Raw genomic sequence first — 23,973 nt, 5'->3', positions numbered from 1 at the left:
AATTTTAAAACAAAAAAAAACCGAAGCAATTGCTTCGGTTTTTTTTGTTTTTTTATTCTTACATTTTTGGAATGTAATAGTCTTATTTTTTCTTTAAAATAGCATTATCCTCAAAGGTTTCAATTGTGATTTTAGAGCTTCCAAAAATTTCTATTATTGAAGATCCTGAGGCTTTTACCACTAATTCTCCACTGACATCTACGTAAGCTTCAGCTCTATTTTCTGTAGTAACAGTTGCGTTTTTTGATGTTAAATTTTGGCCATTAAAATCCGTCGAGTTATCAGCATTTAATAATAAATTAGCTGTATCACCTTCAATTTTTGCATCCGCACTCTCTAACATATCAACGACTATTTTGGACGCGTTAATTAATGCCTCAACCTTACTGCTTCCGTTTAACTCTAAAGTAGCAGCTTTTGCAGTAATATTTAATTCAGCTTTAGCTTTATCATTATTTATTAGTTTAAATAAGTTACTATCTATTGTTAAGTAAGCTTCTGTACTACTGGAGGTTGTTAATGTTAAGTCATCAAATTTTAAGCTAGATTTAGAACTGATTTCTGCATCCTCCTTAAGCTCGATAGTATTTAAAAGCGAATTATAATATATGGTTATTTCAAGTTTTTTTTCTTGCAATCTTGCAGTTGTTTTTAAACTTAAGGTGTTGTCCTGAGATATTATTTTAATGTAATTATGTAAGTTTTCGTCTGTAGTAATTTCAATTCTAGTAGAATCTGCTTGTACTAAATTAACTTCAAAGTCTTCTGTTAAAACTAAACGCTGAAAAGCATTGACAGGAGTGGATACTTTGGTAAGGACACGACTACCTTTAACCTTTTCTTTTTTTTGTGCAAACGTAAATGTAGTTGCAAGAAGTAATAATATTGTAAGTAATTGTTTTGACATTTATGTATTTTGATTTGTTCGTACAAATATAAGCAAAAACCATCCCAAACTTGATTAAAGCTTGAGATGGCTGGTTTTTTGATTGATTTTTGATAAAATTATCCGTCCTGTTTAAAATAAAATAGACACGATGGAGGTTACTAGATACTCGATTAATGTGATCATAATGGTTAGTTTTTGATTTGATTGATGATTATGGTTTAATTTTGGTCTTTATTATTGGTTATATTAATTCCGTCTTCTTCATTAATAGTGACTTTTACGTTTTTTGTACTTGCTTTTGCGCCTTCGTCGTTAATAATAATATCCATAGTGTCTGTTTTTGCCACTATACCTTCCTGGTTTACAACAATGGTTGAGGTGTTGTCGTTATCTGAAGTCATGTCATTATCGTCATCACAATCCAAACATTCTAATTTAGCACGTTTTACTAGTAAAAAGTGTTCTTCCATTCCGTTATCTAAAATATCGTTATAATAATGACTGTTGTTTCTGTGGTAATTATACGTGCTTTCTTCAGCAAATAATACGCTTCCTTCTGGCAGATAAACCGTTAGTTCTACTTCTTGATCTCTTGAAATGTCATTATTAGATACCGTAAAGTAATTGTCTAATATTAAGTTGTTGTTATTTAAAGTGTAATTATAGCTTATGTTTTTTGCTCTGTCTTTAGCTTTACTATAGCTGCTTCCTCTAGCAGATTTATCCACTCTAAGTTTAGCAACACTATCTTTAGTAGACTTAACAATTAGTCTAATACCTTGAGAAAACACAACCTCGTTTCCGTTATCGTCATCAGCACGTTGTAATCCATAATCACGTCTAAAACGTTCAGCAAAAGTGTCGTTATAATTCATGCTAATCACTAAAGTATCATTAGTTTTAATGTTTGCTAATTGTTCTGTTTTAATGTCTGCAGCTTTTTCTTTATAGCTTAAGCCTTGTCTTGTACCAATAATAGCCAATCCAATTATTGCCATAATCCATAATCCAATTAAACTGTATTTAGCAACGTTACCCATTGGTTTTAGGTTGTTTACTAATATTTTTAAGCCTAAGTAAATAAAGAAAATAATTGGGATAACAGATACTATAAATATTAAGACTGGAAATAACCAAAAAAGCCCATCACCATCATTGAACGTTCTAACATAATCTGTGGTAAAAAAGCCAAAATCGGCATTAAAAAAGGTCCCAAATATTAAACCTATTGCTAAAGCGATGATACCAGCAACGCATGATACTACAAGTGCAATACCAATAAATTTAGAAAAAATTTTAAATAAAGATGAAATAACGTTTCCTAAACCTCCAAAAAAGGATTTACTACTAGATTTGATCTTATTTGTATCTATTTTTTTTACTGAATCTGATATGTTGTCTGACGCTTGTCCAAAGCCTTCTTTAAACTTGTCCGCATGTTTTTGAAAATCTATATTTTTTACATTCTCTGATACGCTATCAAATCCGTCTCTAATTTTTTTTTCGATATTAGAAATAGTGACTTCTTCTCCAGTCATGTTTAACTTATCCGCAGTCGTGGTTGCTTCTGGAATAAAAATCCATAATAATATGTACAAGAAAATACCAGTACCAGCTCCAAATACTAGAAGTATCCAAACTAATCTCACCCAAATAACATCAATATTAAAGTAGTGTGCTAATCCAGAACAGACACCACCAACATAGCTGTTTTCGGTATCTCTAAATAGTTTTTTAGCATTACTGTTTTTAGATCTTGATGAAGCTTGGCTTTTTGGAGTAGGTTCGTCCTCAAAAATTTCGTCATCTACCAAATAATCTTCAGGTTGTCCCATGATGGTAATAACATCCTCAACTTCTTTATTTCCAATAACTTGTCGGTCTGTTTTTATGCGTTCAGAAAACAACTCTGCAATTCTAATCTCTATATCAGCGATAATTTCAGAACGACCTTGAGAGTCTGTAAATGAACGTTTTATAGCCTCAAGATAACGTTGCAGTTTTAAGTATGCATCTTCATCGATATGAAAAAATATACCTGCTAAATTTATATTGACTGTCTTATTCATTTTTAGTTGATTTAATTGATGTTACTATATTTACTGCATGTTGTAATTCGTTCCAAGTCGTGGTTAATTCTTTTAAAAAAAGATGACCTGTTTCTGTCAATCCGTAATATTTACGTGGTGGTCCAGAGGTGGATTCTTCCCAACGATAGTTAAGTAATCCAGCGTTTTTAAGTCGTGTTAATAAAGGGTATATTGTGCCTTCAACAACTAATAATTTAGCGTCTTTAAGTGTTTCTAATATTTCGGCAACGTATGCATCTTCGTCCTTTAAGACTGACAAGATGCAGTATTCCAGAACACCTTTGCGCATTTGTGCTTTTGTGTTTTCTATCTTCATAATTCTGTAAGATGTTTCATAATTAAACTGTTCGTTTTTTGATGATTTGATTGATTGATGATGTGTATTATTTGATAAATTTTATTGTAAAAGGATATTTGTATGCTTGACCATCTCTTGCTTTTAGACTTGCATTAATTATAAAAATAATTTCTAATATAAAACCAAATACTGCTAGTAGTCCAATGCTACCACCAATATAAAATAGAGGTGACGGTTTAGTAAGATTAATATTAATGCCTTCAAAAGCCTGAAAATCTAATAAGTCTAAATGGTTAAATAAAGTGAAAGCAAAAAACGGTATACATAATGTACCAATGATTAAAGCATATAATAAAATACTAAACTGAAAATTAATAGCTTGTTTACCATGGGCATCAATAAACTCTGATTTATCTTTATTAGCAACCCATAATACTATTGGAGCTATTAAATTTCCGAAAGGAAATATAAACCTAGAAAAAGTTGATAAATGAATAAATGTTGCAAGATTTTTTTGATGACTGGTAACCATAATTCAAAAGTATATAATAGTTTCTTATGCAAATATATATCTTTAAAAAGGTATTATGCAATACAAAGTACTAAAAATTAACATATTTTTAACATAGTGTAATGTCAATTATTTTCGATAATTTAGCTAAAAATTGAATATATAATGAAGATAACTCCTAGTAAACTCAACACCTTTACAATACTTAAGTTACCATCAGCTTTTTTGTGTGGTGTTAGAACAAAAGTTTTAAATGATACACAATGCGTAACAACTGTAAAGCATAGATGGTTTAATCAAAACCCTTTTAATTCTATGTTTTGGGCTGTTCAAGGTATGGCTGCGGAATTTGCAACTGGTGCCATGATGATGAAGAAAATACAAGAAACAGGTAAAAAAGTATCCATGTTAGTCACCTCTAATAATGCCACGTTTACTAAAAAGGCGACAGGCAGAATTACCTTTGTGTGTAATGATGGTTTAAAAGTAGATCAAGCATTACAAAATGCTATAAAAACTGGAGAAGGTCAAACTATTTGGATGCAGGCTATTGGTACTAATACTGATGGAGTAGTAGTGTCAACATTTAATTTTGAATGGTCTATTAAAGTAAAAAGCTAAACTCCAATTGTAACAAATTGTACAATTAAGCAACATATAATAAATTAAACCTTTACAAATATGTATCCAAAAGACGAATTACCTCAAAACAGTTTAAATGCACACGACATAGATTATAAAATTTATGGCGAAGAAATGCAATATGTAGAAGTAGAACTTGATCCGCAAGAAGGTGTTATTGCCGAAGCAGGAAGCTTTATGATGATGGATGATGGTATTAAAATGGAAACCATATTTGGTGATGGCTCTCAAAACGATTCTGGTTTTTTAGGAAAAATATTTGGAGCAGGAAAACGATTGTTAACTGGAGAAAGTTTGTTTATGACAGCATTTTACAACAACCTGACAGGAAAGCGTAAAGTAAGTTTTGCATCACCTTATCCTGGAAAAATTGTAGCTATTGATTTGCTAGAATACAAAGGTAAGTTTATATGTCAAAAAGATGCTTTTTTATGTGCAGCAAAAGGTGTTAGTGTAGGTGTAGAATTTAGTAAAAAATTAGGTCGTGGTCTTTTTGGAGGCGAAGGTTTTATTATGCAAAAATTAGAAGGAGACGGATTAGCTTTTGTACATGCAGGAGGAACTTTAGCAAGAAAAGTATTACAACGAGGAGAGACATTAAGGGTTGATACAGGATGTATCGTTGGCTTTACTCAGGACGTAAATTATGATATAGAGTTTATTGGAGGTATTAAAAATACCGTTTTTGGTGGTGAAGGTTTATTTTTTGCAAAATTAGAAGGTCCAGGTGTAGTATATATTCAATCATTACCATTTAGTAGGTTAGCAGGACGTGTATTGCAAAGTGTACCAAGAGGAGGGAAAAGCAAAGGCGAAGGTAGTATTCTTGGTGGTTTAGGTGACTTATTGGATGGTGATAATCGCTTCTAATTAAATAATTTTAACGTGTTTTTAACTGTTAAAATTTTGGATGCATCAATTTTGAACCTATTTTTTTGCTACCTTTAATCGAAACTTTTAAACCGTTTGCCTATAGCATACTATTACTTTTTATTTAACTAAACCTAATAATTAATTATGGCAAGAGCAATGTTTGAGTACACTAAAACTGTACTGCAAAAAGTTAGTTTTGATACCACGTTGTTTTGCAAAGAAGTCCAAAAAGCCTTAGAGCGACTTTTACCATATGAGGTAGAAGAGCTTAAAGTGTATATTGAGTCTTTAGTACAGCAAAACCCAAAATTAGACCAATGTTTAATATATCTAAACACTTAAAAATATAAAACTAAAAAGCGACCAACAGGTCGCTTTTTTTATATAAATAACTTAAGTAATGTTATAAATTTTAACTAAATGCTATAACTTTGCAAAAAATATTTTTTCTGAAAAAGCTATTTACAATATTATTGTTTTTATCCTTCGCAATACGTCCTATGTATTACGTTGGTTATGTGGCTTATTTTCAGTTAAATATAGATTACATTATAGATACCTATTGTGTTAATAAAGAAAAACCACAATTAGCCTGTAATGGTAAATGTCATTTAGCAAAACAATTGCAATCACCAATAAATGATGATAATGATAGTAAAGCAATAACTACTTTAGCAGAATCTTTTTTTCCTGTATTTTACTCGGAATACCAATATACTCTAGACGCTTCTTCGCTAGTGTTTTTTAATCAAAAAAATACAACGATTTATAACCAAAGGTATTCTTATAACTTTGATTATTTTCATTTTAAACCTCCAATAGTATAATTTTTTATTTTTCGGCTTAAGCCAAAATAGGCTTAATTACATTCTATTTAAATAAAAAATAACAATACAAATGAAATTATTAAAATACACATTTGCACTATTAACGTGTGCAATATTTACAGCATGTTCATCAGATGATGATAATAATCAACCAGAAGATTTAACAGGACAAACAGGTGTAATTACACTTAAGTATGACAATGGAGTTGGTGATCAGGATTTTATATTTGGTACCACTTACAATAAATCTAATTCAGAATCTTTTAAATTAGAAACGTTAAAATACATGATTAGTAACGTAAGATTTACGGATTCTAATGGTAATATTTTTGAATACCCAACTGAGGATAACGTATTTATTATTAACGAACTTGATGGTAATAACGCAGGCGAAATCTTTGTGACATTAGAAGGTGTGGACGCAGCTGATTACGTATCTGTTACTTTTGGTGTTGGTATTGACCAAGATAGATTTGCTTTAGGTGCAGCAGGTCAAGGTACTTTTTTAGACTATGCAACAGACCAAGGTATGATGTGGAGTTGGGCTTCTGGATATAAATTTATTAGATTAGATGGTACCTATTCTACAAGTGCAGTGTCTGACCAACCACTAGCAGTGCATATGGGAAGCGTTGGGACAGCATTAGATAATTATAAGGAAGTAACGTTAAGTTTTCCAAATACAGTTTTGGTTAGAGCAGATAAAACACCAGAAGTACATATTAAGGCAGATATAGCTAAAGTTTTTGATGGTACAACAACAGCTAATTTTGCTGATGGTTATGATCAAGTACATACAGATGTTAATGAGACACCAATAATCGCAACAAACATAGCTACAATGTTTGAGGTACATCACGTACATAACGATTAAAACTTATCTAATAACACCATTAAAGGCTAAGTGCTTTTAATGGTGTTTTAAATCTCATTATTATGAAAAAGTTAAGCCTTATAATTTTGGGCTTGGTTACACTGTTTGCGTGTTCTAATAGTACAGATACAGCAAACTATGTTTCCATACCTTTACAGTTAGATTTGCCATCCAATTTTCCAGATATAACCTATAATTTGGATAATAATCCTATAACAGACGCAGGTTTTGAATTGGGTAAAAGACTATTTTACGAAGGTAAATTATCCTCTAATGGTGCAATAGCTTGTGCTTTTTGTCACGAGCAAGCTTTTGCTTTTACACACCATGGACATAATTTAAGTCATGGTGTAAATGGAGGAATTGGTTTAAGAAATGCACAACCAATCCAAAATTTAGCTTATCAAACATCCTTTATGTGGGATGGTGCAGCATCGCATTTGGATTTGCAACCCATACTTCCTATTACTAGCGAGTTAGAAATGGGTGAAACCTTATCCAATGTTATTGTAAAATTACAACAGGACAGTTATTATCAAGAGCAATTTGCTAAAGCATTTGATGGTGGAGAAGTCAATACGGAAAACATGTTAAAAGCATTGTCTCAATTTATGTTAATGATGATTTCTTCTAACTCTAAGTACGACAAGTATGTTAGGCAAGAAGATAATGTTACATTAACAACAACAGAGTTGGATGGTTTAAATACGTTTCAAAATAAGTGCTCAAGCTGTCATGCTTCAGACCTTTTTACAGATCAAACCTTTAGAAACAATGGTTTGCCAATTAATCCACAATTAAACGATAAAGGACGTTTTAATATACTAGAAAACCCAGACGATTTGTATAAGTTTAAAGTGCCAAGCTTACGTAATGTAGAGGTGTCTTATCCTTATATGCACGATGGACGTTTTTCTACTTTAGAAGTCGTCTTAGATTTTTACGATTCTGGTATTGTGGATAATGGTAATGTGGATGCGTCATTACAAAAAACAGATGGGACTTACGGTATCTCACTTTCAGCATACGAAAAAGAGAGTTTAATAGCTTTCTTAAAAACATTAACCGATAATCAATTTTTAGAAGATGAACGTTTTGCAGAATATTAAATATTTAATAATAGGAGTCGTTTTATTTAGTGTCGCTAAAGCGGAAGCACATAATCCCGTAAACCCTTGTAATAAACATGAACCATTTCAGGTATTATGTGATTTATGTGGCTGTTCTACAAGTAGCGGAAGTTTTGGTTTTGGAACTTTAAGCAATGCTAACTTTGTTGGTTTAAGATATATTTATCAAAATTTTGAGTCTAAAAACGGGATTTTTGAAAACTCTCCAATTAGCAAGGAAACCTTTAATACCATACAATTATGGGCTCAAATACCAATTAATGATTCTTTTTATGTGACTACAAGTCTACCATATCAAGATTTGACAAGAGACTTTAATAACGTAAAAGAAAACCTAAACGGATTAGGAGATGCAAGTGTTATAGGATGGTACAAACACGTGTTTTATAAAAAGAAAGATGAAAACGTCGTAGACTTTAACCCTAATAAAGAACCATCAGGACATAGTCTGCAGTTTGGTTTAGGTGTTAAATTACCTACTGGCCAGTTTGAACAAAGATTAGCAGATAATATTAATCCTGGATTTCAAGTTGGGACAGGTAGTGTAGATGGTGTTTTTTCTTTAGGTTATAATTATGGAAGTGACAAATTTGGTGTCAATACGCTACTTAGTTATTATTTAAAGGGCGAAAATAAAAATGACTACCAATTTGGAGATCAATTTAGTTATGCAGTAAACTTTTTTACTGCAATTCCGCGACAAAAAATGAATATCATGCCATTTGTTGGACTTTCAGGAGATGTATATGATTCTATTACACAATACGACGAAACGTTAAGAGATACAGATGGAGATATTTTAAACTTTAGCTTTGGATCCGAGTTGGCTATCGAAAAATTTATCTTTGGAGCTAGCTACACATTACCAGTTAGTCAAAACTTATTTGGTGATAATGTACAGTCCAAACAGCGATTGTCCGTTTATGTCAATTTTGCTCTTTAAAAAAAAGCGACCATTTGGTCGCTTTTTTTTTATTTTTTAGAGATCGGACTAATTATTTGCACGTTTTGAAAAGCAATAGCACCTCTAACAATACCAGAAATCACGTCTTGCATTGCTTCAATAATTTGCATTTTAAGCTCACTTTTATGATATATTAAGCTAACTTCTCTTGCAGGTGAAGGCTCTGCAAAATAATGTAGATTCTCTTTATCTCTATCATTTAAGTCTAAGGTATGTAAGTAAGGCATTAATGTCATGCCTAGACCTTCGTTAGATAATTTAACCAAAGTTTCTATACTACCACTTTCTATTTGAAACTTATCGTCACTATGGTTTTTAAAAGCCTTACATAAATTAATAACACCATCCCTAAAGCAATGACCATCTTCAAGTAAAAGCATATCATCTATTTCTAAGTCAGAGGTTTCTAACTTTTTCTTGTTTTTTAACCTGTGATTTTGTGGTACGTAAGCAACAAATGGTTCAAAATATAGGACGCGTTCTTTAATATTTTCGTTTTCTAAAGGTGTTGCAGCAATTGCAGCATCTAAATGACCATCGTTAATTCTAGATATTATTTCTTCAGTAGTTAACTCTTCAATTTTAAGTTTAACCTTAGGATATTTTTTAACAAAATTGGTTAAAAACATAGGTAATAATGTTGGCATAACGGTTGGGATTATACCAATCTTAAATTCGCCACCTATATAACCTTTCTCTTGATCCACAATATCTTGGATTCTGTAGGATTCATTAACTATATTTCTAGCTTGGGTTACTATTTTTTTACCTACTTCTGTTAACTCTATTGGTTTTTTACTTCTATCAAAAATTAAAACATCTAATTGATCTTCTAATTTTTGTATTTGCATACTTAATGTTGGCTGTGTTACAAAGCACTTTTGAGCAGCTTTTGTGAAATTTTGATTTTCTGCAACAGCAAGTACATAGGATAATTGAGTTATTGTCATCGATATAGTTTAAGACTATAAAAATATAAAATCTATCAATAAAACTTATACATTAATTGGTTTATTTAGCTGTAAATTTGATTAAACAAATAAATAACAATACTATGACTTATAATAGCTTAGGACTAGACACAAAAAAAACTAAAGAATTAGCAGATCAATTAAATCAATTACTGGCTAATTTTCAGATATATTATCAAAACTTAAGAGGAATCCACTGGAATATTAAAGGTAAAAACTTTTTTGGATTACATGTTAAGTTTGAAGAGTTATACACAGATGCAAATATGAAAGTAGATTTAATTGCAGAGCGTGTTTTAACTTTAGGAGAAACACCATTGCATACTTTTGAAGACTACGTTAAAGTAGCTAAAGTACCAGTAGGACACAATGTATCTAAAGATGAAAACGCTGTAGCTTTAATAGTAACATCTTTAACAGAATTATTAAAATTAGAACGTGACATTTTGGATGCTTCTGGAGATGCAAATGATGAAGGTACTAACGCTATGATTAGTGATTTTATCTCTGAGCAAGAAAAAACAATTTGGATGATGAATGCTTGGTTAGGTAAAAGCTTATAATGATATTAATTTTTGATTAAAAAAGAGCTACATAAGTAGCTCTTTTTTTTGAAATATAGTTTTTGTAGGTTTGCTAGATATACTTCTATAAAGTAAGTATTTTATGTGTTAATAGTTAAGACAATGAAGACTCCAAAAACACCTTGGCCAACCAAAGCAGCTATGGAACAGGTTTATAAATTAAACCTTTGGGGAAGTAATGCGTCAGAATTTTATTCAGGTGAAGGTTCGCATAATCCGGATTTGGTTAATCCATATATAGAGGTTATTGTGTCTTTTTTAAAAACATTTAAAACACCAATTAGTGTTTGCGATTTAGGCTGTGGCGATTTTAATATAGGAAGTAATTTGTATAATTATACTAGTAAATATTTTGCTGTAGATATTGTACCAAGCTTGATTGATTATAACCAAAGCAATTTTATAGCAAATAACTTGTCCTTTAGTTGTTTGGATATTGCTTTAGACGAATTACCGTCTGCAGATTGTGCCTTAATTAGGCAAGTTTTACAACATTTATCTAACAAAGAAGTCAAAAACATTTTGAAAAAGCTACAGGCTTACAAATATGTTATCATTACGGAGCATATTCCATCATTTGATTTTATACCCAATCTAGATATAATTTCGGGACAAGGTATTAGACTTAAAAAGAAGAGTGGTTTGGATGTTTTAAAAGCACCTTTTAATTTTAAGATTACATCTCAAGAAGTGCTTTTAACTATAAATTTAAAAGAAGGGAAAGGTAAAATTGTAACAACTAAGTATACACTACAATAAATTATTACTTAAAATAGGGTCAGGTTTATATAGCAATGTTTTCTAATAATATGCCTGCAACTTGTGGAAGTCTATTAATTAAATCTTCTACAACCTTAGGATCGCTTAAATCTGTTCTTATACCTGGAATTAAACTTAATGAAGGATCATCAAAATCTGCACAACCCATACTCCAAATACCAAAAAGTCTAGTCTTTACTGTTTGATCATCAATTATTTTGATTTTACTATGTCTTATATCTCGACGTAAACGGTTTAACAGGTCGTCAATAATATTATGGTCTCCTTCTATGACCTGAACAAATAAACCATCCTTATGCATTAGCACACCTGTAATATTATCTATTGTGTTAAATGCACGTGCGTCATGTAATAAATCTAATAAATCACGTTTATTAAAATGCTGTGTGGCTTGACTAGAGTAAATTATTCGACGACAGGTCATATATTGATTATTAAGTAGGAGATTAAGAGTGTTGGTTATCACTAAGTTAATCAAAAAAAAGATAATGTTGTAAAAAAATGTAAAATTAAAAAAGCCACGATATAGTGGCTTTATTTTAATTTGTTTTTTGGATAGTCCTAGAAGCGTATATCAAAGTTTAAATTTTCATTAGTTACTTCAAATTTAGCTTCAGAAAAATTAGGAGGACCATAAGATAGCGGATTGTTAGACATACCATAGTTTTCCTGAGGCATACCGTTTTCAAAATCCATACGATTATTTTCATTTTCATCATGTAATACCATTATTGCGTATGCACCAGGTTTTACATTTTTAAAAGTTACCGTTACAGTGTTATCTTTTATCGAGCTATTTATATTTTGTATGCCTTGACTTTTCATCCAAGTATCATTGGTATGTAAAGCAAACATTATTTGTCCGGAGTTGTTTTTTACTTTATTAACTACAACAGTGATAGTTTGACCAGTAACTGTAGTTTCATCAGCATCTACTTGTGCAAAGGAAAATGAAATGCTAAGCATAAAAACTACTAAGCTATTTACAAAAGTTAAGTACTGTTTTTTAGATGTTTTAAAAGTCTTCATAAGGTGTTGTTTTAATTGGTTAACACTTCAAATTTGCAATAAAGACAACTATTAGACTAAAAAACTGTACTCAACTGTTATTTTTTATAGTTCAATTGTAGAATTAAATCATTGGTATGATTTCTACACGTCTGTTTTTATGTCTGCCTTCTTCCGTATTAGAAGAATCAACAGGAAATTCTTCACCAAAACCTCGCGTTAATAGTTTGGTTTTATCAATACCTTTTGCAACTAAATAATCTCTAACAGCATTGGCTCTAGCTAAAGACAGTTTTAAATTAGTTTCTGCAGAGGACGTATTATCTGTGTGTCCTGATATTTCGTAAGTTTTAATGTTTGATTTTGTAATGTAAGAGGCAACATTATCTAATATTTTTTTGCTTTCAGCTGTGATTTCAGATTTACTTAATTCAAAATAAATCAAAACAGCTTTTGGTTTAGATGCTATATTTATTTCATTAATATCAGCTTCAGGAGGACAACCATTATTGTTGTTTAGTCCTTTAACAGAAGGACATTTGTCAAATTTGTCTGGTACACCATCATTATCGGTATCAGGTAAAGGACAACCGTTATTAGTTTTGTCTCCAGCAAAATTTGGACATTTGTCATATGGGTCTGCGACACCATCGTTATCAGCGTCTGGACAACCATTTAAAGTTCCAGCGATATCTGGACAATTATCTTCTTGATCCATTATACCATCTTTATCTGTATCTGGGCAACCATTATACATTGCTAAACCAAATACATTAGGACAATTATCTTCTTTATTAATTATACCGTCGTTGTCGTTATCTGTTCCACCAAATTTAAAAATTATACCAACAGAATGTTGGAAGTGGCTTATACCATAATCATCCAATGCATGTTTATAAATGGATTGACCTGTCAACCCAAAATTATAAGTCAACCAAACATTTAATCCAACACCAGCATTTGCTGTAAGTGATTTACCTAGCGTATCAACCCAAGTTAATCCACCTCCTATAGCAACATATGGGTTTACATTAAAATTATTTATAACGTTATATTTAGCTAGACCATCTAAAGCTATTAATGAAAACTTTTTGTCAACATCAATATAGTTTTGCTTGATGCCTGTCAATGTTACAGAACCTTCCAAAGATAAATTACCTGTTAGGTGTCTAGAAATTGCGCCTTTAAAACCAGCAGCTTCCCAATTCCAGGTTTTAAAACGTCCTAAATTATTGGGTGCTTTTAGCACAGGATTATTAATTGCATTAGTGCTCAGACTAGCTGTCCATGGAGAATACACATCTTGCGCTTGTAAATTTTGAGATACAGATAGTAGCAGGACAACAGTTAGTAGTAAAACTAATCGTTTCATTTTTTTTAGAATATTGGTTAATAGCATGACCAATATAGTTTAAATAATAATAATATTAAAACTAATAAGATTAACGGTTAGCTTAGGCAGATTAACTCGTACAAGTCGTTTGTTAAATCCAATTTTGATAATTATTATAGTTTAAGGTCTCAGGTTTATTTTATAAAAACTAATTTTGCTTTTTAAATTTACTATGTTTTACATTATAGATATTTTAGGAACAATTGCTTTTGCAATTTCAGGTGTATTGGTAGCGCTAAATAAGCGTATGGATGCTTTTGGTATTTTAATTATCGCATTTGTCACAGCTGTTGGAGGAGGTACTTTAAGAGATGTTTTAATTGGCGAAACACCTGTTAGCTGGATGAAGGATATGACTTTTATTTACGTTGTTATAGCATCTACTATTTTTGCTGTTGTTTTTAGATCTAAAATTGATTATTTACGTAAATCCTTGTTTTTATTTGATACTATTGGTATTGGATTGTATACAGTTGTTGGAGTTGAAAAAGGAATTTCGGCTGGATTACATCCTATTATTTGTATTTTTTTAGGTACAATGAGTGCTTGTTTTGGAGGTGTAATTAGAGATATTTTATGTAATGAAATTCCTGTGATTTTTAGAAAAGAAGTGTATGCAACAGCTTGTATTTTGGGTGGAGCTACCTATTTTGTTGTCATTAAATTACCCATAGCATCAGACTTTGTTTTTGTAATTGCTGGAGCAGTAGTAATAACCGTCAGACTTATTGCTGTAAAGTTTAAAATTAGTTTACCTAATTTATATAAAGACTAATTAGCAACTACTTTTAATCCTACTATAGATATTATTAAAGTGGATATAAAAAATAGTCTCCAAAAAGTTGCAGGCTCATCAAAAACTACAATCCCTAAAATGACTGTCCCAATAGCTCCAATACCTGTCCATACAGCATAGGCTGTACCTATAGGCAGTTGTTTGGTAGCTTTTAAAAGTAATAACATACTTATAGCTAGACATATTATAAAACCAATATACCAATAGGTAGCAATTGTACCACTAGACTCTTTTGCTTTACCAAGACAGGCAGCAAAAGCTACTTCAAATAATCCAGCAATGATTAAAATAATCCAATTCATATATTTAGCAGAGTTATTTAATTTTAATCAAAAATAAAGTATTTAAACAGATTTAATATATCAAAGGATGATTGAATAAGGGTAAATAACAATAGAGTTAAAAAGTATCAATTCTGTCTTAAAATTTTATCCATTTTACGACCTCTTGCCAATTCATCGACCAATTTATCTAAGTACCTTACTTGCTGTGTTAAAGGAAACGTTATGTCCTCAATACGATAACCACAAATTACACCTTTAATAAGGTTAGCATTTGGGTTAAGTGTCGCCTCTTCAAAAAAGGTTTTAAATGACACTTTTTTATCAATTAAGGTTTCAATTGTTTTATAATTGTAGCCTGTCAACCACTGGATGACTTGATGTAATTCCTCAATTGTACGTCCTTTTTTTTCTACTTTAGTCACATAATGTGGATATATGGAAGCAAAAATCATTTTAGCAATTCTTTCATCTTGTTTAGCAGTAACTATCATATTGTTAAAATTTTTGAAAGCCTCAATAGCTATCTTTAAAAAAATAATAACCCTATAAATAAGTTTTAGAAACTATAAATAGGGTTATTATATTAAACTATAATAAATTATTGATTTGTTGTAACCGGAAAACCTCTATCACGCATTAAAGCTTCAATTTTAGCACCTCGACCTCTAAATAAGTTATAAGCTTCAGCTGGATCCATACTATTTCTTGGTGCAAATAAGTACTTAACTAATTTATCTGCTAAAGCTTTGTCATAAAAACCATCAGGTGCGTCTTTAAATGCTTCCGAAGCATCGCTAGTTAGGACATCTGCCCACATATAACCATAATAAGCTGTAGCGTACCCTTCGCCAGAAAACACATGACCAAAATGTGGTGTTCTGTGACGCATTGGTAACTCTTTTGGCATATTAAGTGTCGCTAAAGTTTCGGTTTCAAACTTAGCAATATCAATATCTGTTTGGTCTGCTAAATGTAATTTCATATCCATTAAGGCAGATGCTAGATATTCTGTAGTAGCAAAACCTTGATTAAATGTTGCTGCTTTTTTGATTTTAGCAACAAGTGTCTCAGGAATTGGTTCTCCTGTTTTATAATGCACTAAAAACTGATTAATAACTTCATCTGTAGATAACCAACGTTCTAATAATTGACTCTGAAACTCAGTATAATCTCTAACACCTCCATTTAATGTTGGGTATTTTACATTAGATGAAAAGAAGTGTAATGCGTGTCCAAATTCATGAAAGAAAGTTTCGGCATCATCCCAAGATATTAAAACCGCTTCGCCAGGAGCAGCTTTTACAAAGTTAGAGTTGTTAGATGCTAATACTGTTTTAGGACCATCAAAAGTGGTATGACTTCTATAGGTTGTAGCCCAAGCACCAGATCGTTTTCCTGGTCTAGCAAATGGATCTAAATACCATAGTCCAATGTGTTTTCCAGAATCTAAATCTGTAACTTCCCAAACTTTAACGTCTTCATGAAACACAGGTACTTTTCCCTCTTCTACTGGAGTGAATTTATAATTAAATAAACGTCCAGCTGTATAAAATAAGGCTTGTGTTAATTTGTCTAATTGTAAGTATTGTTTGACCTGGTCACTATCTAAATCGTATTTTTTTTGACGTACTTTTTCAGCGTAAAAACGATAATCCCAAGGTGCAATTTCTATATTTTTACCAGCAGCATCAGCTACAGCTTGCATATCTGCAACTTCTTCTTTTACTCTTGCAATAGCTGCAGGCCACACAGCTTCCATTAATGCCATAGCGTTTTCTGGTGTTTTTGCCATACGATCTTGCAAACGCCATTCGGCATAATTAGAGTAGCCTAATAATTTTACACGCTCTCTTCTAAGTTTTAAAATTTCTGCGATAAGCGCTTTATTATCATAAGCATCTCCATTATCTCCTCTAGAGTAGTAGTTGGTCCAAACTTGCTCGCGCAATTCACGTTTAGTACTATAAGTCAAAAATGGATCCATTGAAGATCTTGTATTTGTGATAGCATACATGCCATCCTTACCATTATCTGTTGCTATTTTTGCTGCAGATTTTATAAAACCATCACTTAATCCGTCAAGTTGGTCTTTAGTTAAATATGTGATATAGTTTTCTTCGTCATGTAAAACGTTATCTCCAAATTTGTTATATAATGTGGATAATTCTTTGTTTATTTCAGCATAACGTTTTTTCTTGGCGTCGTCTAATTCGGCTCCATTCATCTCAAAACGCTTGTAAACCAATTCTGTAACACGTTGCTGGTCTGCAGGAAGCGGATTGGTTTGTGAGGCATCATAAACCGCTTTTACACGTTTAAATAAAGCTTCGTTTTGATTAATTTTAGAAGTATAATCAGATAATTTAGGAGCTAAAGCACTTTGCACATCTCTAAATTCTGGACTACTCATATTGCTACTAAAAATACCATAATACGTAAATACATTATCTAGGCTATGACCTGCACGTTCCATAGCTTCAATAGTATTTTTAAAAGTTGGTGCTTCCGTATTATTTGCAATAGTCTCAATATCAATTAGACCTTGTTCAATGCCTTCTAAAACAGCAGGTTGGATTTGGTCAACTTTCATTTTGTCAAAATCAGGAACACCACCATAAGGTCCTGTAAAGTCTTTAAGCAATAGGTTGTCACTCATAGGTTTAGAATGGTTGTTGGTTGTAGCATCTTTTTTACAGCTAGTACTAAGTAAAATAATAGTACAAGTTAGGATGCAGTAAATGGCATTTGTTTTCATAGTTTAGTTAATTATAGCTTAAAAATACTTAAAAGTAAGTCACTATTCTAGAATTTTGACTGTTTTAATATAGATATTGGTAAGTGGCCAATCAGACTCGTCAACAGTTACTGCATTAATCTTATCAACAACATCCAAACCATTGATGACTTCTCCAAAAATAGTAAAGTCACCATCTAAATGAAACGCATCTTGTTGAGTAATAAAAAACTCGTAAGGAGAGGCTAATTTATGTGGATTTTCAATATCACTACTAGGCATAGAGATTACACCTCTTTTATGTGTAAATCCACGTTTGGTATCTGTTGGTAATAGATAGTGACCAATTTTACCACGTTTGGCAGCAACTTTTACATTGTCTGTATTACCACCTTGAATGATAAAGTTTTTAACTACACGATGAAATTGTGTATTGTCAAATGCACCTTGTTTAGTTAGAAAAATAAAATTGGCACGATGAAACTTTGTAATATCATGCAATAAAATATCAATATTACCCATTGTTGTTACCAACCGTACTTTGTTTTCTTTGTTATTAGTCTCGTATTCTAAAAAAAAGTCCATTGCGTTATCCTCTGTCAAGTAAGGATATTTACGCGTTGGTATGGTGTCTTTCTTTATAGTGTCAATAGTTGTTTTAGATAAGTTTGTTGTCGATTTAGATTTGGATTGTTTATCTTCACAATTAAGAAAGATTAAACAAAAACCAACCAATAATAATACGCGCATTTTTAAAATGAATTTTAATGAATTTATCATAGCGTTACCAAAAATAAAAAATATACCATTGCCAGCCGAAGCATCGCAGCTTAAAATGGTGCCACCTTATAGGCAAGATTTAGTCAAGCAGCAAGGTGATAATATCAAAAATGCCAGACAAAGTGCAGTTTTAGCCTTGTTTTATCCGGATTTGGAAGCGCAAACTAAACTTATTTTAATTTTAAGAAAAACGTATAAAGGCGTTCATTCTGGACAAGTTGGTTTTCCAGGAGGAAAAGTAGAGTTAGACGATAAGGATTTGATGCAAACAGCATTACGCGAAACGCATGAAGAAGTTGGTGTACATCCAGAATTAGTTACAGTCTATAAAAAACTAACACAAGTTTACATTCCGCCAAGTAATTTTTATGTTCAACCGTTTATTGGATTGGCTTCTCAAACACCAATATTTACTAAACAAGATACAGAAGTAGAGGATTTGTTAGAGGTTTATCTAACGGATTTGTTAAGCGATGGTAATTTAACTTCCAAAAAAGTTAAGACTAGTTATGGTGCTGAGGTTGAGGTGCCTGCCTTTAATTTGAGTAATCATTTGGTTTGGGGAGCAACAGCTATGATGCTTAGCGAAGTCAAAGACTTGTTAAAAGCAACCCTTTAACGTAAAGGTTTTTCTATATTTGTATTTACTAAATGTAAAATAAAACTATGGGTTTATTTAAAAAAAATCCTTTCGGACATATACTTTTTGTTAAAAAATGGTTGATAAGAATCCTTGGTGTCTTAACACATAGACGTTATAGAGGGTTTAATGAGTTACAAATAGAAGGGTCTGATATTATAAGAAACTTACCAGATACTAACGTATTATTTATTTCTAATCACCAAACGTACTTTGCAGATGTAATTGCAATGTTTCATGTCTTTAATGCAGCATTAAGTGATAGGCAAGACACCATAAAAAACGTGGGTTATTTATGGAATCCAAAATTAAATTTTTATTACGTTGCAGCTAAAGAGACAATGAAGGCTGGATTATTACCTAAAATATTTGCATACACAGGATCTATTAGTATAGAACGTACTTGGCGTAGCGAAGGTAAAGACGTTAATAGACAAGTTAAAATGTCTGACATTTCGGCTATTAAAAAAGCATTGGATGACGGTTGGGTAGTTACATTCCCACAAGGGACAACCACACCTTTTAAACCAATCCGTAAAGGAACAGCGCACATTATAAAACGTCATAAGCCAATAGTCGTACCTATAGTAATTGATGGTTTTAGACGTAGTTTTGACAAAAAAGGATTACGTATTAAAAAGAAAAATGTTTATCAATCTTTTGAGATCAAAGAACCCTTAAAAATTGATTACGAAAACGACTCTATTGCAGATATTGTAGAGCAAATTGAATATGCTATTGAGCAACATCCATCGTTTTTAAAAGTGATTCCTCAAGCAGAATTATTAGCGCAAGAAGAACTTAATAAGCAACGTGAGTTTTTAGGGTAATAGTCGTTAGGTTAAATACAGCTTTCAGACGTTTTTACATCTATAACCTGACCTTCAGCTTTTGCTTTTTTGTCCTTTTCGGATCCTAAAGCCATACCAATTACCATACCTATTAGTAGTCCAAAAGTTAAGCTTAAAGGTCCTAAAGCCATACCAAACACTAATCCAAGACACATACCTATTGGCATATAAGTATTGGCATAATGACCAATAGTAATTAAATTAAACTTCTGTTTTAAATAAGCTAATAACTGTTGTGATTTTTTAGATAAAACCTTAATGTTTGTATCAGATTGTAGGTTTATTAGCTCCAGCTCATTATGTATTGATATTAATTCTGCATCGTTAAAACCACGAAGATTTAAATCGTTAAATACTCTAATAAAGTTGTCGTATATACGACGTTCCTTTTTTGTAGATAATTCAGTTTTTAAGCCTTTAAAAAAAGTAATGTAGTTATCAAAAGTCTGCATTATACTTCTATTTTTTTAAGCTCGTTGTAGTTTCTATTTAATCGTTTTAATAAAATACCATAGATTAATTTATAAAACAACCAGATTATAGTAACAAAAATAACTGTCACTAAAGTAAACACACCAACCATGACCATAAATTGCGTATTATTAAAATGCTCAATTTTTTCAACTAATTTGGGATCATGTTTGCTAGAATAATAAAAACCAAATATCATAGATACAGACGCCATAATTAGATTGTACAGCACATAATACTTAATTACCTTTCTAGTTTTAATAATGCTTTTCATTAAACGTCTAGCATTATCAGTTACAGATATAGATTTGTATGATTTATATAATAAATACACAAATAGTATAATAATAGCGTAGGATAGGACACTTAAAATTATAAACAAATTACTGCTATATAATTCTTCATGTTTAGCACGATACGTATCAGACATTACAAACGGTAACGCATTTATAACAATCCAAAAAACTAGTTCGGCAACACTTATATAAAATAGCGTCTTAACAATACTAGACGACTTTTTTAACAACATAGGGTAAATTTGCGAGGCAGATTTTTTTTCAAATTTAGCATCGCTTTTAACCCAATCCTTCTTCAATAATTCTAATTCATCCATAGGTTACGGATTTAAAATGGTTTTTAATTTAGTTTTCACTCGGTTCATTTTCACTCTAGCATTAACTTCAGTAATACCCATTGTTTCACTTATTTCTTTATAATTTTTGTCCTCTAGATATAAAAAAACTAATGCTTTTTCAATATCATTTAATTGGTGGACAGCATTATATAATAATTTTAATTGGTCCTCTTCTGTACTATCATACTCTTCAGCACTAATTTTAAACTGTACAGTATCAAATTGCTGAGTATTAATAGTCCGTTTAGACTTGCGATATAGCGTAATTGCAGTATTTAATCCCACACGATACATCCAAGTACTAAACTTACTATCACCTCTAAATTTCGGGAAAGCCTTCCATAACTGGATGGTTATTTCCTGAAACAAATCATTGTGCGCATCATAATTATTGGTATAAAGTCTACAAACTTTATGCACAATGTTTTGATGCTGCTCCAGCAATTCGACAAAATTTTGTTCTAGTGGTTTACTCAATGGTTATTTGGTTGGTTTAACTATTAGTAGTTAAAAATATAAAGATGTTACACAAATTTAAAATTATTTTTTTGGGCGTTACCACAAGGGTCGCGTTTTCCGTTTAAATCTTTTTTTTGCCATATATGGCAGCAAAAAAAAGGATACCACTACAACCGCTAACGCAACTCATCCTTAAAAATCAACATTTCGGGATTGTTTTATTTTAAATCAAGAGTCATCCAAACATCTTTGTACCATCAAACAATCAAAAATCGAACTAAATATTATGAAACCTTTTATTACCATTTTAATTCTATTAATCAGTTTAATCACTCAAGCACAAACCACAATTTTTGGTACAGTAACAGATGTAAACAAACAACCCATACTTGGAGCTAATGTCTACCTAAAAGGAACTTATGATGGAGCCAGCACATTGGCAGATGGTAGTTTTAGTTTTACAACAAGCAATGTAGGACAGCACAGTTTAGTCATCTCGTTTGTGTCTTTTGAGACGTTTATTATAACCAAAGAGGTTGTAGCATTACAAGATTTAAAAATTGTATTAAAAGACGATGTTAATACTCTGGACGCAGTAGTACTATCTGCTGGTACCTTTGCTGCAGGAGATAATAGTAAAATATCAGTATTAAAACCGTTAGATGTAGTTACTACTGCAAGTGCATTAGGCGATTTTGTTGGCGCATTACAAACACTTCCAGGTACAACAACAGTGTCAGAAGATGGACGCTTATTTGTGCGTGGTGGAGACGCAGAAGAGACACAAATATTTATCGATGGTATTCGTGTGTTTACACCATACGCTCCAACCACAAATAATATTCCAACACGTGGACGTTATTCTCCGTTTTTGTTTGACGGAATTACATTTTCTACAGGAGGTTATAGTGCAGAATATGGACAAGCTTTATCAAGTGTATTAGAGCTTAATACTATTAATCAACCAGATCAAGAAAAAACAGATATTGGTATCATGAGTGTTGGTGCTAGTTTAGGAAATACCCAAATTTGGGGTAAAAATAGCCTAAGCGTTAATGCGTCTTACATTAATTTATCACCTTATTTACAAGTGTTTGATGATCGTAACGATTGGAAAAAACCTTTCGAAACCTTTTCTGGAGAAGCGGTTTTTAGACATAAAACAGACAATGGATTACTTAAACTTTATGGTGCATTTGATACTTCAGATTTTAGTTTAAATCAAGAAGATATAAATCTAGAGGATGGTTTACCATTAACTTTAAATAACAAGAATTTTTATTTTAACGGTTCGTATAACCATGTTTTAAATAGCAATTGGACATTAGCCAGTGGGTTTAGTTATACGTACGCAAAAGGAAAAATTAATATTTTAGATAGTAAAATTCAGTCAACTGAAAATTCTGTACACGCAAAAATCAAACTTAAACACCACATTAGTAATCGGTTTAAATTAAATTTTGGAGCCGAACAGTTTGCGACGCAATTCAGCGAAGACTATAACGATCCAATAATTAATAACGTTACTTATGGTTATAACAATAACCTATCAGCAGCCTATACTGAGGCTGATATTTTCTTCTCTAAAAATTTAGCATTAAAAGCAGGTTTTCGTGCAGAGTATAGTGCCTTATTTGATAAAGCTACATTATCTCCAAGAGCGTCCTTAGCGTATAAAACAGGCAGTAAAAGTCAGCTGTCATTAGCGTATGGTAACTTTTTTCAGCAACCCAATAGTGCTATTTTAAAGTTTAATCAAAACCTAGAAGCACAACAAGCGCAACATTACATTTTAAATTATCAGTTTAATGCAGATGGTAAAATATTTAGAGCCGAAACCTATTATAAAAAGTATAGTGATTTGGTAAAATATGATACAGACTTTACAACTTTTGAAACTAACTTTAATAACTCTGGTAGTGGTTATGCTAAAGGTTTAGACTTATTTTTTAGAGATAATAAAAGTATCAAAAATATTGATTATTGGATAAGTTATTCTTTACTGGATACTAAGCGTGATTATAAAAATTTTCCAACAGCTGCACAACCTAATTTTGCTAACACACATAATCTGTCTGTAGTTGGAAAATATTGGGTAGATAGTTGGAAAAGTCAAGTTGGTTTTAGTTATAATTTTGCTTCAGGTAGATCGTATACAGATTCAAATCTGATAGGTTTTTTAAACCAAAAAACAAAAGCTTATAATAGTTTAAGTGTTAATTGGGCTTACCTTTTAAGTCCTCAAAAAATCCTATATTTTTCAGTTAATAATGCCTTAGGATTTACAAATGTTAATGGTTATCAATATTCAGATACACCAAATATAAATGGTCAGTTTAATAGACGTGCCTTGCGACCAGCTGCAGACCAGTTTTTCTTTGTAGGTTTCTTTTGGACAATAAGTGAAAAAGGTACAGATAATCAGTTGGATAATTTGTAGGTAAATCACGTTGGTTCCAGAGCTTCGACTTTAGAAAAAATGTATTGAGA

The 23,973-nt window shown here is 31.5% G+C and carries 28 protein-coding genes; 13 read left to right on the top strand and 15 right to left on the bottom strand.

Translation table 11 applies throughout. From position 1 onward, the window contains the following. Positions 1-82 precede the first annotated feature (82 nt). The 4 genes from B2989_RS09045 to B2989_RS09030 form a co-directional block, all read right to left on the bottom strand. Entirely contained in the window at positions 83-907 is an 825-nt protein-coding gene (locus B2989_RS09045; protein WP_292947570.1) for a GIN domain-containing protein, read from the bottom strand. Positions 908-1,107: 200 nt separating this feature from the next. After that, entirely contained in the window at positions 1,108-2,958 is a 1,851-nt protein-coding gene (locus B2989_RS09040; RefSeq protein ID WP_292947568.1) for a PspC domain-containing protein, read from the bottom strand. Then, complete coding sequence (locus B2989_RS09035) at positions 2,951-3,295, bottom strand: PadR family transcriptional regulator (RefSeq protein ID WP_028281672.1); 345 nt, start codon at positions 3,293-3,295, stop codon at positions 2,951-2,953. The genes B2989_RS09040 and B2989_RS09035 overlap by 8 nt, the downstream gene beginning before the upstream one ends. Before the next feature lie 67 nt (positions 3,296-3,362). After that, on the bottom strand, positions 3,363-3,809 hold the full coding sequence (locus B2989_RS09030; protein WP_292947564.1) for a DUF4870 domain-containing protein: 447 nt from the start codon (positions 3,807-3,809) through the stop codon (positions 3,363-3,365). A gap of 144 nt (positions 3,810-3,953) precedes the next feature. Here B2989_RS09030 and B2989_RS09025 point away from each other — a divergent pair, with 144 nt between their 5' ends. From B2989_RS09025 to B2989_RS08995, 7 genes are all read left to right on the top strand, one after another. Next, entirely contained in the window at positions 3,954-4,409 is a 456-nt protein-coding gene (locus tag B2989_RS09025) for a DUF4442 domain-containing protein (RefSeq protein WP_292947562.1), read from the top strand. 60 nt (positions 4,410-4,469) lie between these two features. After that, positions 4,470-5,300: a TIGR00266 family protein gene (locus B2989_RS09020; RefSeq protein WP_145002280.1), complete on the top strand. Its 831-nt coding sequence runs from the start codon at positions 4,470-4,472 to the stop codon at positions 5,298-5,300. Positions 5,301-5,447: 147 nt separating this feature from the next. Then, positions 5,448-5,645 (top strand): hypothetical protein, encoded by a 198-nt coding sequence (locus B2989_RS09015; protein ID WP_028281676.1) that lies wholly within the window; start codon positions 5,448-5,450, stop codon positions 5,643-5,645. A 131-nt stretch (positions 5,646-5,776) separates the two neighbouring features. Beyond that, positions 5,777-6,130 carry a hypothetical protein gene (locus B2989_RS09010; protein WP_292947557.1) on the top strand — a complete coding sequence of 118 codons (354 nt, stop codon included), beginning with the start codon at positions 5,777-5,779 and terminating at the stop codon, positions 6,128-6,130. A 70-nt stretch (positions 6,131-6,200) separates the two neighbouring features. Continuing rightward, positions 6,201-7,004 carry an MbnP family protein gene (locus B2989_RS09005; protein WP_292947555.1) on the top strand — a complete coding sequence of 268 codons (804 nt, stop codon included), beginning with the start codon at positions 6,201-6,203 and terminating at the stop codon, positions 7,002-7,004. Positions 7,005-7,066: 62 nt separating this feature from the next. Beyond that, positions 7,067-8,113 carry a cytochrome-c peroxidase gene (locus tag B2989_RS09000; protein WP_292947552.1) on the top strand — a complete coding sequence of 349 codons (1,047 nt, stop codon included), beginning with the start codon at positions 7,067-7,069 and terminating at the stop codon, positions 8,111-8,113. Continuing rightward, positions 8,091-9,077, top strand: coding sequence for a hypothetical protein (locus B2989_RS08995; RefSeq protein ID WP_292947550.1), 987 nt, complete (start codon positions 8,091-8,093; stop codon positions 9,075-9,077). The genes B2989_RS09000 and B2989_RS08995 overlap by 23 nt, the downstream gene beginning before the upstream one ends. A 29-nt stretch (positions 9,078-9,106) precedes the next feature. Here B2989_RS08995 and B2989_RS08990 read toward each other — a convergent pair whose 3' ends face one another. Further along, positions 9,107-10,048: a hydrogen peroxide-inducible genes activator gene (locus tag B2989_RS08990; RefSeq protein WP_292947548.1), complete on the bottom strand. Its 942-nt coding sequence runs from the start codon at positions 10,046-10,048 to the stop codon at positions 9,107-9,109. A 104-nt stretch (positions 10,049-10,152) separates the two neighbouring features. Between B2989_RS08990 and B2989_RS08985 the strand changes: the two genes are divergently transcribed. Both B2989_RS08985 and B2989_RS08980 read left to right on the top strand, forming a co-directional pair. Then, the gene (locus tag B2989_RS08985) at positions 10,153-10,632 is read left to right on the top strand and encodes a Dps family protein (protein ID WP_292947546.1); all 480 of its coding nucleotides are present in this window, start codon (positions 10,153-10,155) and stop codon (positions 10,630-10,632) included. A gap of 123 nt (positions 10,633-10,755) precedes the next feature. Then, a complete protein-coding gene (locus B2989_RS08980) occupies positions 10,756-11,412 on the top strand; it encodes a class I SAM-dependent methyltransferase (protein WP_292947544.1) in 657 nt (218 codons plus the stop codon). A 25-nt stretch (positions 11,413-11,437) separates the two neighbouring features. Here the strand turns inward: B2989_RS08980 and B2989_RS08975 are convergent, their stop codons facing one another. The 3 genes from B2989_RS08975 to B2989_RS08965 form a co-directional block, all read right to left on the bottom strand. Then, positions 11,438-11,857: a BLUF domain-containing protein gene (locus B2989_RS08975; protein ID WP_292947541.1), complete on the bottom strand. Its 420-nt coding sequence runs from the start codon at positions 11,855-11,857 to the stop codon at positions 11,438-11,440. Positions 11,858-11,994: 137 nt separating this feature from the next. Then, positions 11,995-12,462 carry a DUF2141 domain-containing protein gene (locus B2989_RS08970; RefSeq protein ID WP_292947538.1) on the bottom strand — a complete coding sequence of 156 codons (468 nt, stop codon included), beginning with the start codon at positions 12,460-12,462 and terminating at the stop codon, positions 11,995-11,997. Between the two features lie 103 nt (positions 12,463-12,565). Beyond that, positions 12,566-13,813, bottom strand: coding sequence for an OmpA family protein (locus B2989_RS08965; RefSeq protein ID WP_292947535.1), 1,248 nt, complete (start codon positions 13,811-13,813; stop codon positions 12,566-12,568). 193 nt (positions 13,814-14,006) lie between these two features. Between B2989_RS08965 and B2989_RS08960 the strand changes: the two genes are divergently transcribed. Beyond that, the gene (locus tag B2989_RS08960; protein ID WP_145002259.1) at positions 14,007-14,609 is read left to right on the top strand and encodes a trimeric intracellular cation channel family protein; all 603 of its coding nucleotides are present in this window, start codon (positions 14,007-14,009) and stop codon (positions 14,607-14,609) included. On the opposite strand, the gene B2989_RS08955 is transcribed toward B2989_RS08960, so the two are convergent. The 4 genes from B2989_RS08955 to B2989_RS08940 form a co-directional block, all read right to left on the bottom strand. After that, the gene (locus tag B2989_RS08955) at positions 14,606-14,932 is read right to left on the bottom strand and encodes a DMT family transporter (RefSeq protein ID WP_145002257.1); all 327 of its coding nucleotides are present in this window, start codon (positions 14,930-14,932) and stop codon (positions 14,606-14,608) included. The two genes, B2989_RS08960 and B2989_RS08955, sit on opposite strands and share 4 nt — an antisense overlap. A gap of 107 nt (positions 14,933-15,039) precedes the next feature. After that, positions 15,040-15,405 (bottom strand): DUF2200 domain-containing protein, encoded by a 366-nt coding sequence (locus B2989_RS08950; protein ID WP_292947529.1) that lies wholly within the window; start codon positions 15,403-15,405, stop codon positions 15,040-15,042. A 107-nt stretch (positions 15,406-15,512) separates the two neighbouring features. Next, positions 15,513-17,669: a M3 family metallopeptidase gene (locus tag B2989_RS08945; protein WP_292947526.1), complete on the bottom strand. Its 2,157-nt coding sequence runs from the start codon at positions 17,667-17,669 to the stop codon at positions 15,513-15,515. A gap of 42 nt (positions 17,670-17,711) precedes the next feature. Next, positions 17,712-18,398 (bottom strand): peptidylprolyl isomerase, encoded by a 687-nt coding sequence (locus B2989_RS08940; protein WP_292947523.1) that lies wholly within the window; start codon positions 18,396-18,398, stop codon positions 17,712-17,714. A 7-nt stretch (positions 18,399-18,405) separates the two neighbouring features. Between B2989_RS08940 and B2989_RS08935 the strand changes: the two genes are divergently transcribed. Both B2989_RS08935 and B2989_RS08930 read left to right on the top strand, forming a co-directional pair. After that, complete coding sequence (locus B2989_RS08935; protein WP_292947520.1) at positions 18,406-19,047, top strand: NUDIX hydrolase; 642 nt, start codon at positions 18,406-18,408, stop codon at positions 19,045-19,047. A gap of 47 nt (positions 19,048-19,094) precedes the next feature. After that, positions 19,095-19,898: a lysophospholipid acyltransferase family protein gene (locus B2989_RS08930; RefSeq protein ID WP_145002248.1), complete on the top strand. Its 804-nt coding sequence runs from the start codon at positions 19,095-19,097 to the stop codon at positions 19,896-19,898. Between the two features lie 11 nt (positions 19,899-19,909). On the opposite strand, the gene B2989_RS08925 is transcribed toward B2989_RS08930, so the two are convergent. The 3 genes from B2989_RS08925 to B2989_RS08915 are packed head-to-tail and all read right to left on the bottom strand — an operon-like array spanning position 19,910 to position 21,501. After that, positions 19,910-20,371 (bottom strand): hypothetical protein, encoded by a 462-nt coding sequence (locus tag B2989_RS08925; RefSeq protein ID WP_292947516.1) that lies wholly within the window; start codon positions 20,369-20,371, stop codon positions 19,910-19,912. Further along, positions 20,371-21,003 carry a hypothetical protein gene (locus tag B2989_RS08920; protein WP_145002244.1) on the bottom strand — a complete coding sequence of 211 codons (633 nt, stop codon included), beginning with the start codon at positions 21,001-21,003 and terminating at the stop codon, positions 20,371-20,373. The genes B2989_RS08925 and B2989_RS08920 overlap by 1 nt, the downstream gene beginning before the upstream one ends. Positions 21,004-21,006: 3 nt before the next feature. Next, positions 21,007-21,501: an RNA polymerase sigma factor gene (locus tag B2989_RS08915; protein WP_028281693.1), complete on the bottom strand. Its 495-nt coding sequence runs from the start codon at positions 21,499-21,501 to the stop codon at positions 21,007-21,009. A gap of 268 nt (positions 21,502-21,769) precedes the next feature. On the opposite strand from B2989_RS08915, the gene B2989_RS08910 reads away from it, so the two are divergent. Continuing rightward, positions 21,770-23,923: a TonB-dependent receptor gene (locus B2989_RS08910; RefSeq protein ID WP_292947511.1), complete on the top strand. Its 2,154-nt coding sequence runs from the start codon at positions 21,770-21,772 to the stop codon at positions 23,921-23,923. Positions 23,924-23,973 lie beyond the last annotated feature (50 nt).

This window comes from Olleya sp. UBA1516 (assembly GCF_002323495.1).
GTDB lineage: Bacteria > Bacteroidota > Bacteroidia > Flavobacteriales > Flavobacteriaceae > Olleya.
The sequence above is the reverse complement of the archived record's forward strand: the minus strand, read 5'-3'. Positions and strand labels throughout refer to the sequence as shown.

Bases quoted from the DNA above. Each gene is read 5' to 3' on its own strand.
- B2989_RS09035 (WP_028281672.1), bottom strand. From the start codon at position 3,295: ATGAAGATAGAAAACACAAAAGCACAAATGCGCAAAGGTGTTCTGGAA.
- B2989_RS08945 (WP_292947526.1), bottom strand. From the start codon at position 17,669: ATGAAAACAAATGCCATTTACTGCATCCTAACTTGTACTATTATTTTA.
- B2989_RS09005 (WP_292947555.1), top strand. From the start codon at position 6,201: ATGAAATTATTAAAATACACATTTGCACTATTAACGTGTGCAATATTT.
- B2989_RS09000 (WP_292947552.1), top strand. From the start codon at position 7,067: ATGAAAAAGTTAAGCCTTATAATTTTGGGCTTGGTTACACTGTTTGCG.
- B2989_RS08975 (WP_292947541.1), bottom strand. From the start codon at position 11,857: ATGACCTGTCGTCGAATAATTTACTCTAGTCAAGCCACACAGCATTTT.
- B2989_RS08965 (WP_292947535.1), bottom strand. From the start codon at position 13,813: ATGAAACGATTAGTTTTACTACTAACTGTTGTCCTGCTACTATCTGTA.
- B2989_RS08930 (WP_145002248.1), top strand. From the start codon at position 19,095: ATGGGTTTATTTAAAAAAAATCCTTTCGGACATATACTTTTTGTTAAA.
- B2989_RS08935 (WP_292947520.1), top strand. From the start codon at position 18,406: ATGAATTTTAATGAATTTATCATAGCGTTACCAAAAATAAAAAATATA.
- B2989_RS08980 (WP_292947544.1), top strand. From the start codon at position 10,756: ATGAAGACTCCAAAAACACCTTGGCCAACCAAAGCAGCTATGGAACAG.
- B2989_RS08950 (WP_292947529.1), bottom strand. From the start codon at position 15,405: ATGATAGTTACTGCTAAACAAGATGAAAGAATTGCTAAAATGATTTTT.
- B2989_RS08940 (WP_292947523.1), bottom strand. From the start codon at position 18,398: ATGCGCGTATTATTATTGGTTGGTTTTTGTTTAATCTTTCTTAATTGT.
- B2989_RS08920 (WP_145002244.1), bottom strand. From the start codon at position 21,003: ATGGATGAATTAGAATTATTGAAGAAGGATTGGGTTAAAAGCGATGCT.
- B2989_RS09015 (WP_028281676.1), top strand. From the start codon at position 5,448: ATGGCAAGAGCAATGTTTGAGTACACTAAAACTGTACTGCAAAAAGTT.
- B2989_RS08985 (WP_292947546.1), top strand. From the start codon at position 10,153: ATGACTTATAATAGCTTAGGACTAGACACAAAAAAAACTAAAGAATTA.
- B2989_RS09040 (WP_292947568.1), bottom strand. From the start codon at position 2,958: ATGAATAAGACAGTCAATATAAATTTAGCAGGTATATTTTTTCATATC.
- B2989_RS09020 (WP_145002280.1), top strand. From the start codon at position 4,470: ATGTATCCAAAAGACGAATTACCTCAAAACAGTTTAAATGCACACGAC.
- B2989_RS08910 (WP_292947511.1), top strand. From the start codon at position 21,770: ATGAAACCTTTTATTACCATTTTAATTCTATTAATCAGTTTAATCACT.
- B2989_RS09045 (WP_292947570.1), bottom strand. From the start codon at position 907: ATGTCAAAACAATTACTTACAATATTATTACTTCTTGCAACTACATTT.
- B2989_RS08990 (WP_292947548.1), bottom strand. From the start codon at position 10,048: ATGACAATAACTCAATTATCCTATGTACTTGCTGTTGCAGAAAATCAA.
- B2989_RS08995 (WP_292947550.1), top strand. From the start codon at position 8,091: ATGAACGTTTTGCAGAATATTAAATATTTAATAATAGGAGTCGTTTTA.
- B2989_RS09030 (WP_292947564.1), bottom strand. From the start codon at position 3,809: ATGGTTACCAGTCATCAAAAAAATCTTGCAACATTTATTCATTTATCA.
- B2989_RS08955 (WP_145002257.1), bottom strand. From the start codon at position 14,932: ATGAATTGGATTATTTTAATCATTGCTGGATTATTTGAAGTAGCTTTT.
- B2989_RS08970 (WP_292947538.1), bottom strand. From the start codon at position 12,462: ATGAAGACTTTTAAAACATCTAAAAAACAGTACTTAACTTTTGTAAAT.
- B2989_RS08925 (WP_292947516.1), bottom strand. From the start codon at position 20,371: ATGCAGACTTTTGATAACTACATTACTTTTTTTAAAGGCTTAAAAACT.
- B2989_RS09025 (WP_292947562.1), top strand. From the start codon at position 3,954: ATGAAGATAACTCCTAGTAAACTCAACACCTTTACAATACTTAAGTTA.
- B2989_RS08960 (WP_145002259.1), top strand. From the start codon at position 14,007: ATGTTTTACATTATAGATATTTTAGGAACAATTGCTTTTGCAATTTCA.